Origin of the sequence: Frondihabitans sp. PhB161 (genome assembly GCF_003814635.1) — a bacterium.
Lineage (GTDB): Bacteria > Actinomycetota > Actinomycetes > Actinomycetales > Microbacteriaceae > Frondihabitans.
Window position 1 is genome coordinate 1,387,331 of sequence record NZ_RKQW01000001.1, and the last position, 13,712, is coordinate 1,401,042.

At 67.5% G+C, this 13,712-nt stretch carries 14 protein-coding genes; 10 read left to right on the forward strand and 4 right to left on the reverse strand.

Annotated features, from left to right (window positions below):
* Window positions 1–106 precede the first annotated feature (106 nt).
* The 4 genes from EDF39_RS06725 to EDF39_RS06740 all read left to right on the forward strand — a co-directional run bounded on the left by EDF39_RS06725 (window position 107) and on the right by EDF39_RS06740 (window position 4,694).
* Window positions 107–1,312, forward strand: a complete 1,206-nt coding sequence (locus EDF39_RS06725) for an acyltransferase (protein WP_123941564.1) — start codon at window positions 107–109, stop codon at window positions 1,310–1,312.
* A 121-nt stretch (window positions 1,313–1,433) separates the two neighbouring features.
* Window positions 1,434–2,714: an aminotransferase class V-fold PLP-dependent enzyme gene (locus EDF39_RS06730; RefSeq protein ID WP_123941566.1), complete on the forward strand. Its 1,281-nt coding sequence runs from the start codon at window positions 1,434–1,436 to the stop codon at window positions 2,712–2,714.
* Window positions 2,714–3,175: a Fe-S cluster assembly sulfur transfer protein SufU gene (sufU, locus tag EDF39_RS06735; RefSeq protein ID WP_123941567.1), complete on the forward strand. Its 462-nt coding sequence runs from the start codon at window positions 2,714–2,716 to the stop codon at window positions 3,173–3,175. The genes EDF39_RS06730 and sufU overlap by 1 nt, the downstream gene beginning before the upstream one ends.
* A 220-nt stretch (window positions 3,176–3,395) precedes the next feature.
* Window positions 3,396–4,694 (forward strand): LCP family protein, encoded by a 1,299-nt coding sequence (locus EDF39_RS06740; protein ID WP_055960088.1) that lies wholly within the window; start codon window positions 3,396–3,398, stop codon window positions 4,692–4,694.
* On the opposite strand, the gene coaBC is transcribed toward EDF39_RS06740, so the two are convergent.
* A complete protein-coding gene (coaBC, locus tag EDF39_RS06745) occupies window positions 4,691–5,926 on the reverse strand; it encodes a bifunctional phosphopantothenoylcysteine decarboxylase/phosphopantothenate--cysteine ligase CoaBC (protein ID WP_123942345.1) in 1,236 nt (411 codons plus the stop codon). The genes EDF39_RS06740 and coaBC overlap by 4 nt on opposite strands.
* A 70-nt stretch (window positions 5,927–5,996) precedes the next feature.
* Between coaBC and EDF39_RS06750 the strand changes: the two genes are divergently transcribed.
* The 3 genes from EDF39_RS06750 (at window position 5,997) to EDF39_RS06760 (ending at window position 7,843) form a co-directional block, all read left to right on the forward strand.
* The gene (locus tag EDF39_RS06750; protein ID WP_158613178.1) at window positions 5,997–6,728 is read left to right on the forward strand and encodes an NRDE family protein; all 732 of its coding nucleotides are present in this window, start codon (window positions 5,997–5,999) and stop codon (window positions 6,726–6,728) included.
* Between the two features lie 107 nt (window positions 6,729–6,835).
* Window positions 6,836–7,414 (forward strand): alpha/beta hydrolase, encoded by a 579-nt coding sequence (locus tag EDF39_RS17490; RefSeq protein ID WP_158613179.1) that lies wholly within the window; start codon window positions 6,836–6,838, stop codon window positions 7,412–7,414.
* Window positions 7,415–7,600: 186 nt separating this feature from the next.
* The gene (locus EDF39_RS06760; protein WP_055960079.1) at window positions 7,601–7,843 is read left to right on the forward strand and encodes a hypothetical protein; all 243 of its coding nucleotides are present in this window, start codon (window positions 7,601–7,603) and stop codon (window positions 7,841–7,843) included.
* 123 nt (window positions 7,844–7,966) lie between these two features.
* Here EDF39_RS06760 and EDF39_RS06765 read toward each other — a convergent pair whose 3' ends face one another.
* Together EDF39_RS06765 and EDF39_RS06770 are read right to left on the reverse strand one after the other, a co-directional pair.
* Window positions 7,967–8,611, reverse strand: coding sequence for an MOSC domain-containing protein (locus tag EDF39_RS06765; RefSeq protein ID WP_123941573.1), 645 nt, complete (start codon window positions 8,609–8,611; stop codon window positions 7,967–7,969).
* 63 nt (window positions 8,612–8,674) lie between these two features.
* A complete protein-coding gene (locus EDF39_RS06770) occupies window positions 8,675–9,019 on the reverse strand; it encodes an antibiotic biosynthesis monooxygenase (protein WP_055960073.1) in 345 nt (114 codons plus the stop codon).
* 347 nt (window positions 9,020–9,366) lie between these two features.
* On the opposite strand from EDF39_RS06770, the gene EDF39_RS06775 reads away from it, so the two are divergent.
* From EDF39_RS06775 to EDF39_RS06785, 3 genes are all read left to right on the forward strand, one after another.
* The gene (locus EDF39_RS06775; RefSeq protein WP_123941575.1) at window positions 9,367–9,990 is read left to right on the forward strand and encodes a superoxide dismutase; all 624 of its coding nucleotides are present in this window, start codon (window positions 9,367–9,369) and stop codon (window positions 9,988–9,990) included.
* A 161-nt stretch (window positions 9,991–10,151) separates the two neighbouring features.
* A complete protein-coding gene (locus EDF39_RS06780) occupies window positions 10,152–11,306 on the forward strand; it encodes a Gfo/Idh/MocA family protein (RefSeq protein ID WP_123941577.1) in 1,155 nt (384 codons plus the stop codon).
* Window positions 11,307–11,426: 120 nt separating this feature from the next.
* Window positions 11,427–12,350 carry a sugar phosphate isomerase/epimerase gene (locus EDF39_RS06785; RefSeq protein ID WP_123941579.1) on the forward strand — a complete coding sequence of 308 codons (924 nt, stop codon included), beginning with the start codon at window positions 11,427–11,429 and terminating at the stop codon, window positions 12,348–12,350.
* Here the strand turns inward: EDF39_RS06785 and EDF39_RS06790 are convergent.
* A complete protein-coding gene (locus tag EDF39_RS06790; protein WP_123941581.1) occupies window positions 12,341–13,390 on the reverse strand; it encodes a hypothetical protein in 1,050 nt (349 codons plus the stop codon). The two genes, EDF39_RS06785 and EDF39_RS06790, sit on opposite strands and share 10 nt — an antisense overlap.
* Window positions 13,391–13,712 lie beyond the last annotated feature (322 nt).

The window sequence follows — 13,712 nt, forward strand, 5'->3', positions numbered from 1 at the left end:
GTGGGCGTGCCCGCGCATCCGCTCTAGCCGCACGATCCGGTCGACAAGCGACACTCAGCAAATCGTTATCAGGCTCTCCATAGGTGAGAAAGAGTTCACTGGTCTGATGGCGACGACGACCCCGATCAAGCCGGTCACCGCTCCAACCCGTCCGGCGAGAGACATTTCGAAGCACGACAAGGCCCCCGCGAAGGGCGGACGAGTGCTGCCCCTGGATGGGCTGCGCGCGCTCGCCATCCTCGGCGTCGTTCTCTACCACCTGCACGTTCCCGGCATGAAGGGCGGCTTCGTCGGTGTCAACGTGTTCTTCGTGCTCTCGGGCTACCTGATCACGTCGCTGCTGCTAGAAGAGCACCGTCGGGAGGCCACGATTCGGTTGGGTCGATTCTGGGTGCGCCGGATCCTTCGGCTCTATCCGTCGCTCGTGGCCGTCGTGGTCGTGGCAGCAGCCCTGTGGTTCCTGGTGGGCGATTACGGCTACTCCGACGTCGGCGCCGGAAGCGGTGCGTTGATCGCTCTCACGTACACCGGCAACTTCATGCGCGCGTTCGCCCACGTGTCGCAGGGCGTCTTCGCGCCCGGCTGGAGCCTGGCGATGGAGGAGCAGTTCTATCTGATCTGGCCCCCGATCCTGCTTCTACTGCTCTCGAAGGGGCTGCGTCGCAAGGTGATCGCCTGGATCGGCGCCGCTGCCGTCATCGCCTCCTGCGTCTTCTCGGCTGTTCTCTACGACACGCCCTCGGGGATCGCGACTCCCGACATCTACTTCAGCCCGGTGTCGAACATCGCTCCGCTCATGATGGGCTGCGTTCTCGCCCTCGCCCTGACGCACGAACGGGCACGCACGTTCTTCGCGGGCTGGTTCGGGGCCGTGGCCAGCTGGATCGGATTCGTAGGCGTGGTCACGATCGCGGCGATGATGAACGACGGTCTGCCCGGCGAAGGCTGGCAGCAGACCGCGACGACCTTCGGCGTCACCCTGCCCCTGGTCGGCCTCGCGTCGGCCCTGCTGATCGGCGGAATGGTGTCGCGGCGTTCCCCGCTGTCGATCGCCCTGTCGTGGAAGCCCATGGCCTGGTTCGGCCGGAACGTGTCGTATTCGCTCTACCTCTGGCACATGGTCGTCATCGCCCTGGTCGACCCCTACGTCCACGGCCTCTGGGGCAAGTTCGCCCTGGTCGTGGCGGCCAGCCTTGTCGCCATCGGCAGCCACTTCGCCGTCGAGAAGCCGTTCTTGAAGATCAAGAAGCGCTTCGAGCCCGCGTCGTGGTCGCAGCCGGTCAAGCGCGAGGCCGTTACGGCCGACGCGTAACCGTCGGGGGCTCCGAGCGCTCGCGTTGCATCGGCTCCCCAGGCGCTCGGTAAAGACGCCCAGGGCGTAACCCTGTGGAGAACGCCTCGACAAATCAGACGAGTGTGGAATCGTTGTTTTCGTGACGACAAGCACCGCATTCGACATCAGCGCGAAACGACTCGATTTTCCCGGCCTCCACCACGAGGTGAACGGGTTCCCTCTGGCGTACCTCGATACCGGCGCGACCGCTCAGCGGCCGACGTCGGTGCTCGACGCTGAAAGGCGTTTTCTCGAGACGACCAACGCTGCCGTTCACCGCGGCGCGCACACGCTGGCGGGGCTCGCGACCGAGGCCTACGAAGAGGCTCGTGAGACCGTCGCCCGCTTCGTCGGTGCGGCGTCGTCCGACGAGATCGTCTGGACTTCCAATGCCACCGATGCGCTCAACCTGGTCGCGCACGGGTTCGAGGCGGCGACCGACGGGCGGGGAGGATCCCCCGCGAAGCGTTTCGCCCTCTCACCCGGCGACGAGATCGTGGTGACCGAGGCGGAGCATCACGCCAATCTCGTTCCGTGGCAAGAGCTCGCGGCCCGGACGGGTGCGGTGTTCCGGTACGTGCCCGTGGCCGATGACGGCACGTGGAGTCTCGACGACGCACGCTCCGTGATCGGGGCACGCACCCGGATCCTTGCCTTCGCGCACATCTCGAACGTCACCGGCTACGTCGCCCCGGTCGAAGAGCTCGTCGAGCTGGCCCACGGTGTCGGGGCCCTCGTCGTGCTCGACGCCTGCCAATCCGCGCCGCACCGCCCTCTCGACCTGGCGCGGCTGGGTGTCGACTTCGCAGCGTTCTCCGCCCACAAGATGCTCGGCCCGACCGGCATCGGTGTGCTCTGGGGCCGTAAAGAGCTCCTCGACGCGTTGCCCCCGTTCCGCACCGGAGGGTCGATGATCTCGACCGTGACGATGGAGTCGACGACGTTCCTGCCCGCCCCGCAGCGGTTCGAGGCAGGCACGCAGCCGGTGTCGCAGGCCGTCGCCTTCGCTGAAGCGATTCGCTACCTCGAGGCCGTCGGCCTGGGGGCCATCGAAGCCCACGAGGACCGCCTCGCGGAGCGTCTCGTCTCCGGCCTCACTGCCCTGCCGGGCGTTCGCGTCGTCGGCCCGGCGGCCGGAGTGCCGCGCTCCGGTCTGGCGAGCTTCGACGTCGCCGGGGTGCACGCGCACGATGTCGGCCAGTACCTCGACGCGCAGGGCATCGCCGTGCGTGTGGGGCACCACTGCGCGCAACCGCTCCACCGTCGCCTCGGGCTGACCGCGACGACCCGCGCCTCGACCTACCTCTATACGACCGACGACGAGATCGATCGACTGCTCGCCGGCGTCGCCGAGGTCCGCGGCTACTTCGGGGTGGCCTGATGGCTGACGCACTCGCGGGGCTCTATCAGCAGGTGATCCTCGACCACTCCAAGGCGCGGACGGGCGAAGGCGAACTGCCCGGTGCCGACGCGGAACACTTCGAACGGAACCCGACCTGCGGCGACGAGATCACGGTTCGCGTGGTCATGGAAGCAGGCGCCGACACGATTCGCTCACTCGCCTGGGAGGGCGACGGCTGCAGCATCTCGATGGCCTCCGCCTCGGTGCTGGCGGGGATGGCGCCCGGGCTGACCCTGGCCGAGCTCGCCGAACGAACAGAGGCCTTCCGCGGCATGATGCGCTCGAAAGGCGTGGGCGAGCCCGACGAAGATCTTCTGGGCGACGCGGTCGCCTTCCAGGGGGTGTCGAAGTTCGTCATGCGGGTGAAGTGCGCGATGCTCTCGTGGGTGGCGGCGGAGGCGTGCGCGACGCAGCTCGGGGCGCGGCTGGCGCCGAGCTAGCGGGCGCTGAGTCGCCCGGCGTCGAGCTAGTCGCCGCCGAGCAAAGAGACGCCCAGCGGACTCCGCGACGTGCCGCGGCGCGACGGAGAGTCCGCATGACGTATCGGCGCGCGATGGTTCGCACGTCCGACGCCCCCAGGACGGGGGTGTGTCGCACGTCACAGGAGCATGCACCTGTCGCTTACTCTGAGAATCCGACCCACGTCTCCGTTGGAGTGCAATGGCTCAGATTCAGCACGGGCGGCTCCGCGAGAGCCACCCGGTCGCCTCCGCGTTCCGATTCGTGGGGCTCGCGGTTGCGGTCGCGCTCGTCTCCTCGGCGTGCGTGGCGGCGTATGCCGCCCACGATGTCGTCGCGACCGCCGCTCCTCCGGTGCACATCCCCCACCTTCCGGGCCGCACGGCAGAGCCTCTGCCCAAGGCACCCGCCGGTCAGACGGTCGGCGAGGTGAACATGCTCCTGGTCGGAACCGACACGCGCTCCAAGCAGGGGGCCGAGTACTCCGATTCCGCTAACCAGAGCGCCAGCACCGGCTCCGGCAACAACGACGTCAACATCCTCCTTCACATCTCGAAGAACCACGATTCGATCTCCGTCGTGAGCTTTCCGCGAGACCTCGAGATCCCCATCCCGTCCTGCCCCACGGCGTCGGGCGGATCCTCGTATTCCAGTAGCAAGTCCATGCTCAACACGGCGCTCAGCCGCGGGGGAGACGATCGCAACGGCCTCGCCTGCGCCGTCCTGACCGTCGAACAGCTCACCGGCCTCGACATCCCCTACGCGGCCAGCGTCACATTCGACGGCACCAGCGCCATCTCGTCGGCGATCGGCGGGGTGACCGTCTGCCTGGCGACCCCGATCGTCGACTACAACGTCACGCCGCCCCTCGATCTCAAAGCGGGCGAGCGCACGCTCGTCGGCAGCGAAGCGCTTTCGTTCCTGAGAAGCAGGAAAGGCGTCGGCGACGGAAGCGACCTGGGGCGCATCAGCAACCAGCAGGTGTTCATGTCGTCGCTGGCCCGCGAGCTCACCAGCTCGACGACGCTGACCAACCCGTTCAAGCTCTATTCGATCGCGTCGGCGGCGGCCAAGAACATGCTGCTCTCCGACACATTGAACGTGAAGACCCTCCTCGGCATCGTGCAGGCGGTTCAGAAGGTCGGACTCGACAACATGGTGTTCGTCCAGTACCCGGTGGGTCAGGATCCTGACAATATCAACCGGGTGGTGCCCAACGTCTACGCCGCGGAGCAGCTGAACACGGCGCTTCAGTCCGATCAGCCCATCCGCTTGAGCGGAACCACCGGCGACGCGGCGGAGGTCGACACGAGCCCGTCGGCGACGTCGACGCCGAAAGCGACAGCGACGCCAACTCCCACGGGCGGTGCCGCACCGACTCCCACCGCCACCAAATCCACGCGACCAGGATCCGCCCCTGCCCCCGCGGTCACCCTCCCACCGTCGGTATCCGGTCAGACGGCAGCCCAGAAGACCTGCTCCAAGAAGGGGCAGTACTAGTCGGCTGCGGCCCGCAACTCCACCACCTGGTCGATCAGTGCATCGGCTACCTCGCGCTTCGACCCGCTGGCCTCGGCCTTGATCGACCCGTCGGGTGTCAGCATCAGGATGGCGTTGTCGTCGGTGCCGAATCCCGCCGCCCAGCCCACGGCGTTGACCACGAGCAGATCGGCCTTTTTGCGAGCGGCTTTGGTGCGGCCGAGCTCCAGCAGGGACTCCCGGTCGGGGGCGGTCTCGGCCGCGAACCCCACGATCAGCTGACCGGGCCGTCGGTTCGCCGCGAGCCCCGCCAGGACGTCGGGGTTGCGCACGAGCTGAAGCGTCAGATCGTCGCCGTGGTCGTCTTTCTTAATCTTCGACTCCGAGACGGTGGCCGGGCGGTAGTCGGCCACGGCAGCCGCCATGACGATCAGATCCGAGACCTCCGCGATGCTCTCGACGGCGAGAGCCATCTCGGACGCGGTGGTGACGGCAACCGTGTCGAGGCCGGTGGTATCGACATCAGGATCCAGGTGGGCGGCCACGAGAGTCACCTCGGCGCCGCGATCGGCTGCGGCTCGTGCGAGCGCCACGCCCTGCTTCCCACTCGAGCGGTTGCCCAAGAACCGCACCGGATCGAGGGGCTCCCGAGTGCCCCCGGCGGAGACGACCACTCGCACTCCCTCGAGGTCGCGAGCGCGTGGTTCGTCCTGAGGAGTGGCCGTGCTCTCCTGAAAAGCGGCCAGGGCGGCGGCGACGATGGCTTCGGGCTCGCTCATTCGCCCTTCTCCGGCATCGGCGCCGGTCAGGGCCCCTGACTCCGGCCCGACGAAGGTCACGCCGCGAGAGCGCAGCGTGGCGACGTTGGCGCGCGTCGCCGCGTTCAACCACATCTCGGTATGCATGGCCGGAGCCACGACGAGCGGTGCACGCGATGCCAAGATCGTCGTGCCGAGGAGATCGTCGGCCAGGCCGGCGGCCAGCTTGGCGAGCGTGTTGGCCGTCGCCGGAGCGACGATGACGAGATCGGCCGCCTGCCCGAGCGCCACGTGGCGCACCGCCGCGACATCGTCGTAGAGCGACACCGTCACGGGGTTGCGGCTCAGCGCCTCGAGCGTGGGGAGGCCGACGAAACGGAGCGCGGCCTCGGTCGGAACGATGTGCACGTCGTGCCCGGCCTTCACGAGCAACCGGGCGACGCCGACCGCCTTGTACGCGGCGATGCCGCCGGTGAGCCCTACGACGATGTTCAGGCGGTCGCCCACGATGGTCCTTCCGTTGCTGGCTGGGAGTGCCGGGGGCACTCGCCTCTATCCTGGCCGAGTGTGCACCGTCATCATCGGATTCGACCCGACCGCCGACTGGCCGGTAGTGCTCCTCGGCCTCCGCGACGAGGCCGTCGACCGCCCGTGGGACGCCCCGGGAGCCTGGTGGCCGGAGCTCGGCGACGCCGTCCGCGGCGTGCACGACCGCGAAGCGGGCGGGGCGTGGTTGGCGACGAACGCCGAACCAGCGCGGGCGGCCGTGGTGCTCAACCGACACGAGGTGGTCGCCGAGCCGGCCGACGGCTACATCTCGCGGGGCGCGCTGCCGCTCGACTCGGTGACGGGCTCGCTCGGTGAGCCGTCGGATCCTCGGTTCCGGTCGTACAACCTGGTCGAGCTGACGCCCGAATCGGTGCGGTTCACGCGATGGGACGGCCGCGCCGTGACGTCGACGGAGCTGCCCCCGGGCGTGCACATGATCACGCACGAGGGGCCGGACGTCGCCTCGGTTCCGCGCGAATTGCGCTGGCTGCCGGAGTTCCAGGCGGCGGCGCGACCGACGGGTGTGCTCGATTCAGGATCCTGGCAACCGTGGCTCGGGGTCCTCGCCGACAGCTCCTCCCTCTCGACCAGCGACGACCAGGCGCTTTTCCGCTCCGACGTCATCGACGGTCACCACTACGCCTCCCTCTCCGTCTCGACTCTCGCCCTGCAGCCGGGACGCGTCGACCTGCGCCACGCGCGACTCGATCACCCCGGGCATCTGGAGGGCGGGCTCCACTGGGGCTGAGCCGTCGTCGCGTGGCGTCGCGGCTTCTGTCGCTCTCGCGGCTTGCCAGGAGCGTCACAGATCGTCACGTCGTGGCGGCTGTCGCTCGAAACGCGGACCATCGATACATGCCCACCTCCGCGCGCGGAACCGTCGTCCTCCTTGGTGGAGGCGATCCCGGCGTAGATCTCCACCATCTGGTCGATGTGCTGAAGGTCGCCGAGTTCAGCGTCGAGACGATCGCCGACGTCGCTCTCGACACCCGCGCGTCGTTGCAGCGAGCGCGAGACGTCTTCGCTGATGCCACCCGTGAGCTTCCGCGGATCCTGATCGGCTCCGGCGTCGGGGCCACAGCCGCCGCGTCGCTCGCCGCCGAGCCGTTCGTCACGGTGGAAGCGCTCGTGCTTGCCAACATCGTCACGTCGGCGTCGCGCGGAATCAGCCTTCCCCCGGGAATCGCGCTGACCGAGGCCCGCTCCATCCGTCAGCCCACGCTCGTCTTCCACGGTGATGCCGACCCGGTGACCGACATCGCCGACGCTGCGAACTGGGCGACGCAGCTGCCGCGCGGCGTGGTGCGCGTCGTGCGTGGGGGAGGTCACGGCGTGCTCGGGGGAGACTCGCGGCGATCGGTCGCGGCGTCGATCGTGCTCTTCGCCGAGAGGCAGCGCGCTGGGGAGCCCGTGCTGACCGACGGGTTCGCCTGAGGGTGGGTCGCGGCGTGGTGGTGCTGTGCGCCCGTCAGGAAATGGGTCGCGCACGGGCGTGGGCATGGGGATCTCGCGACCTGGAGCGCCCGCATTCCTGACGGATGCGCACGCGCCGCCCCCTCCGCACGGGCGTTCGCCCGCTACAGCGCCTACCGTGCACCTCGCCCCCACGAAAGGAACACCATGAGCGATCAGCCCGACACCACCGAACCCCTCGGCGGCGTGACCTCCGGCGAAGCCGACTACGTCGCGGTGAACTCGGCCGGAGTCTCCGCCGAACGCCACGTGCCGAAAGGCGATGAGGAAGTCGGCAAAGGCGAGCAGCTCGACGAGGCCGGACACTTCGACCCCGAGCAGCAGGCGGACGGCAGCGACGGTGGCGACGAGCTGGAGCAGGCGCCTCAGGCGCGACCCGCGAGCGACTGATCTGGCGTCACTGCTCAGTTCTGAGGCGCAGAAGTCAGGAAACGAGGTTCGGGAGGTGCGTGCTTTCGCGCCCCCGTGGGATCCTCGGGGCTCGTTACCTGAAAAGTGAACGAGCGCGGCGACTCACGCCAGCTGCTGAGCGGCCGTCTTGCGCGCGATCTTGACGACAGGATCGGCCACGAAGCCGCCCTCTCGCTCGATCTCGAGCAGATCGCGGGCCTGCTCGGCGGTGAGTCCGGCGAAGCAGTCTCCGATCGTGATTCCGTGGGCGGGGCGAGCGCCCACCACGATCTCGTCACCAGCGACCACCGGACCGGCCTTGATCACCCGGAGGTATGCGCCGGGGCGACCTTCGGTCGTGAAGCGCTTGACCCACTGGGGCTCGCGCATGCGGCGTGCGAAGGTGGCGCACGGGGTGCGTGGCATCGTCACCTCGACGACCAGGCTTTCGCCGATGTGCCAGCGCTCGCCGAGCATTGCCCCGGTGACATCCAGGCCCGACGTCCGCAGGTTCTCACCGAAGAGCCCTGGCTCTACGTCGCGACCCAGCAGTGCCCCGAAGTGAGCGGCGTCTTCGTCGGCGAAGGCGTACACGGCCTTGTCGGGACCGCCGTGATGCACCCGGTTGGCCTGAATGTCGCCGTAGACGCCCATCTTCTTGACTGCCACGGGCTCATCAAGAGGCTGCTTGTCGATCGCGGTCACGCCGAGCGACCCCGAATCGGGCTGGAGGCGGGCGACGCGGCAGACGGCAGTGATCGCAGGCATGAGCCCATGGTGCCATCCCGGTCGGCGCACCGCGAGAGCGAGGATAGCTCGAGGCGCAGGGCTCTAGAGCTCGACGACCTCGAATTCGAGAAGATCGGCGCCGGTCGCGACGGGCTTGGGGGCGGTCGGCTGCTCGGAAGCGGCAGAAGGGTCGGGCGCCGCAGCGGACTGCGCGCCCTGGCCGTGAGCCGCCTTCGCGCCGTTGGCTGACCACTCCTGGAAGCTCTCTTCGGAATCCCACGTGGTCACGACGAAGTAACGCTCCTCGCCCTTGACCGGACGCAGAAGCTGAAAGCCCTCGAACCCCTTGGAGCCGTCGACGGAGTGCTTGCGCGCGGCGAAGCGCTTCTCGAGCTCCGCTCCCTGGCCTTCAGGAACGTGGATGGCATTGATCTTGACGACAGACATCAGGTTCTTTCTCTCGGGGCAGCGCTACTCGCACCGCTTCACGAAACTTCGCTGGGGGACGAAGACAGCCTATCCAGGGCGTCTCTGGCGACGCCGGGAGTCTCCACAGGGGCCCCGGGGTCGCGCGAATCAGGAACTCAAGAGCGCAGGATCCCACGGGGCGGGGAAGAACGCCCCTCCCGCGCCCAGATGCCTGATTTGTGAGCGGGGGCCGAAGGTAGGGAGCGCGTCATATGTCGCCTCAATCGCTCGAACCTGAACGCCCGCTTGACCTCGGGTCCACTTGAGATCCTAGGCTTGAAGCGACTCCGAACACCGGACGGAAACATCGAGAGAAAGCGACCATCGTGGCTGAATACACTCTTCCCGACCTTGCCTACGACTACTCGGCCCTCGCGCCGAGCATCTCGGGCCGCATCATGGAGCTGCACCACTCCAAGCACCACCAGACCTACGTCACCGGCGCGAACACCGCGAACGCCGCCCTCGCCGAAGCACGCGAGACCGGCAACCTCGCGAACGTCAACAAGCTTGAGAAAGACCTCGCGTTCAACCTCGGCGGCCACGTCAACCACTCGATCTTCTGGACCAACATGTCGCCCGACGGCGGCGACAAGCCCACCGGCGACCTCGCCACCGCGATCGACGACCAGTTCGGGTCGTTCGACAAGTTCACTGCCCACTTCACCGCGACCGCCCTCGGCGTCCAGGGCTCCGGCTGGTCGGTGCTCGCGTACGACATCCTCGGCCAGAAGCTCAGCATCTTCCAGCTGTTCGACCAGCAGGGCAACGTGCCCTTCGGCCTCGTGCCGCTGCTGATGCTCGACGTGTGGGAGCACGCGTACTACCTCGACTACCAGAACGTCCGCGCCGACTACGTCAAAGCGTTCTGGAACATCGTCTCGTGGGAGAATGTCCAGGCCCGCTACACCGCCGCGACCACCAAAACCGACGGCCTCCTCGTCTTCTAAGACCCGCTGTGCTGTGCGCCCATCGCCCTCGTGGCGGTGGGCGCTTCTTTTTTAGACGCCGGTGACCCGACTTACGGCGCGATAGTGAGGACTTTTGATTGACAGTCGGCAGAAGTCCCGGTTAGATCGACTCGAGACCGTTCAACGAATGAAGGATTTCCATGGCTCCCTCCTCTCTGCGCGTCGCCATCGTCGGCACGGGCATGATCGGCGCGGTCCATCGCCGTGCCGCCCGAGATGCCGGTGCCGAAGTGATCGGAGTTCTCGGATCGAGTGCGGCCCGCTCGGCTGAGTTCGCCGCAGCATGGGGCGTCCCCAGCGGTTACGCCACCTTCGATGAGCTTCTCGCCGACTCACCCGACGTCGTGCAGATCTGCACTCCTAACGGCTCGCACTTCGACTACGCCCTCCAAGCCATCGACGCCGGCGTCAATGTCGTCTGCGAGAAGCCGTTGGCGATGACTGCCGAGGAGGCCGCGGTGCTCGCCGAAGCCGCTACTGCCGCGGGGGTTGTCGCCACCGTTCCGTTTGCCTACCGCTATCACCCCATGGTGCGAGAGCTTCGTGCGCGACGACTCGCAGGTGAGCTGGGCGAAGTGCATCTCGTGCATGGCTCCTACCTCCAAGACTGGCTGCTCGATCCTGAATCGTCGTCGTGGCGGGTGGACGCCGCGGTCGGTGGTCGATCTCGTGCATTTGCCGACATCGGATCGCACTGGTGCGATCTCGCCGAGTTCATCTCGGGCGAGCGGTTCGTGGCGGTGTCGGCGACCACGACGGTCGTCTATGCCGAGCGACCTGTTCCGAGCGGCCCCTCCTTCGGCGCCGAGCGGTCGTCGTCGTCCGAGGTCATGCCGGTGACGACCGAAGACGCGGCCATCGTGACTTTCAAGACAGCCTCCGGAGGAGTAGCCAACACTGTCATCTCGCAGGTCTCTGCCGGTCGGAAGAACCGGCTCTGGGTTGAGGTCGATGGATCGAAGGCCTCCGCGGTCTTCGATCAGGAAAACCCCGAGACGGTGTGGTTGGGGACGGAATCGGGCACCATGCTCCTGCACCGTGCAGAGGGTGTGCCGGATCCTGATCAGGCTCGTCTCAATCGAGTGCCATCGGGTCACCCGCAGGGCTACCCCGACGCGTTCTCCGCGTTCCTGGCCGACACGTACGCGGCTGTTCGGGGCGAGACTCCCGATGGGCTTCCGACATTCGCGGATGGTCTGCGCGCCGCACGCATCATCGATGCCGTCCTCGACAGCGCCGAGTCGTCGTCATGGACGTCGATCGCCGAGGCATCCCCGGTGCTCACCGAAGGCTGAACCCTCGGGCGCAGGCAGCCTGCAGCCGTCGTTGCACCCTGCCGCGTCGTCAGCGGCACCCGCCGATCGTGGCAGCCACACCCAGCCGACCCCGGTCGGCACACCTGAATTGGAGAATGCGTGAAACTCGGAATGCTGACCGCCTGCTTGCCGGACTGGTCTCTCGACAAGATCGCCACGTTTGCTCGAGACACCGGATACGAGCGACTCGAGGTCGCAGTCTGGCCCAAGGTCGGAGGTCGCGAATTCGAGGCGTCTCATCTGCCGGTCGCGACTTTCACTGACGACGATGCGGCTCAGACCCGCGAGATCCTCGATCGCACCGGTCTCGAGATCAGTGCCCTTGCGTACTACGAGAACAATCTGCACCAGGATCTCGACACTCGCGAGGCTGTTCGCACGCACTTGAAGCATTCCGTCGACGCCGCTGCCAAACTCGGCGTGCCCTACGTCGGCACGTTCATCGGCCGCGACAACTCGAAGAGCGTCAAAGAGAACATGGTCGAGGGCTCTCGGGTGCTGCCGGAACTCGTCGACTACGCCGGAGAGCGCGGGGTCAAGCTCATCATCGAGAACTGCGTGATGGAAGGCTGGCACCCCGACGGTTACCCGGGCAACATCGCCTATAGCCCGGAGCTCTGGGACTGGGTGACGGGGCTCGGTTTCGGCCTCAACTGGGATCCTTCGCACCTCACCTGGATCGGGATCGACCCCCTGGAAACGATCCTTCCGTTCGCCGAGCACATCGTTCACGCGCAGGCGAAAGACCTGGAGCTGTTTCCGGATAAGCGCAACCAGTACGGCTTCTTCGGCAAGGTCGATAAGGGCGATAACCCCTGGGAGATGGGCTGGTGGCGCTTCCGGGTGCCCGGTCGCGGAACCGTCGACTGGCCCCACGTGGTCGACCGACTCTACGAGGCAGGCTTCGACGGAACCCTCTCGGTCGAGCACGAAGACCCGCTGTGGGGTGGCTCGGACGCCAAGATCACCGAGGGTCTTCGCATCGCTCAGAAGACCCTGCGCCCTCTCATCGCTCACGAGTGAGACTCGGCCCTCGCGAGGTCTGAGGCGGGTCTTCGATCGAGTATGCCGACTGCCTCGCGTTCGCTCGATGTGAGGCGCCGCTCCGGTGGAGCAAAGTGATCGCTCCTGAGATCGTCTATGCCCAAGCGTCGGCATCTCCATCGCCTGCGGCGTGGTGCGCGGCGAGGTGATGGAGCCCGAGATGCCTGACGCCGAGGGGGCGGCAGACTCGGAATGTGCCGGGCAATGGCCTCGCGAGCGGCTACCGTGACGCGGTGCCAGGCTCGCCGAATGAGTGCGGAGCTCAGCCGCATCGGGACGCGGCCCTCACACGTGATGGCGAGGTCTTTCGAGCGATCCGCTTCGAACGAGTCGGCGTGAAAGGCGTAGCCGTCGATCTCGACACCCAGAACCCCGTCGACGACGAGGTCGATCGAACGGCCGCCCTCCACACCGACCTGCGTCTGCACGTCGTGCCCGTCGGCGACGAAGCGAACCCGGCCGACGCTCTCGAGGAAGCTCTGCGACTCCGCATCCGACCAGGTGACGATGCCACGGGCGTCGGCAGGCAGGGCGCGTGCGACTTCGTGGAGCTCGGCAGGTGTGAAGTGGGGTGACCGGCGTGCCCAATCCCACAGGGCGACCGCCTCTTCGAACTCGGCCTCGACGACGGCTCGCGCTAGGGCGTCTCGCGGGTCAACGGCCCAGGCAGGGCCGCGTGCGACGACCGAGGGGCGGTCGTGAACGACGCGCACTCCTCGTCGCCGATGAAGCCTCGCCGCATTTCGAGCGACGGAGACCACGGGTGGGGGATCGGCCGCCCACATCCAGCCACCGAGCAGCTTGACGGCCGCAGCGCCGGTGAGGCGGCCGCCTACGCTCATTGCGACGAAGCGGGGGTCGTCCGGTTCGAAGGTGGAGTACCAGCCGCGCCTCGGGCGCCGCACGATGCCGTCGCGGACAGCGCAGGTGAGTTCGCGGGGGCGGATGCCATGACGGAGGAGATCTCGGCGGTGAAGGGCGCCGCCGGCTGCTGTGACGAGTTCTTGGATGGAATTCATGCCACCAGCGTGGGGCTGTGTCAATGGGCGCGGAGTCGCCGACGGCGATCTGTGGAGAAGTGGGGCCGGGGTGCGCCCTGTGGAGACGAGGACGTCGGGGTGAAGGGACGCGCACGTCTCAGGAGTTGAGGATGGGGTGGGAGCCGGGGAGTGGGATCCTGCGTTTGGTGGGGCCCATGTTCCTGACGGACGAACCGGTGCGAGCTCGGCGAGCCAGCCAGGTGCTCCGGGTGAGGGGGCAGGCGGAATTGCGGCGGAGGAGCGCGGGCCGCGCGCAGGGATCAGGACTAGGAGCGCGCCCGCTGCGCAGAGTCGCGAAAGG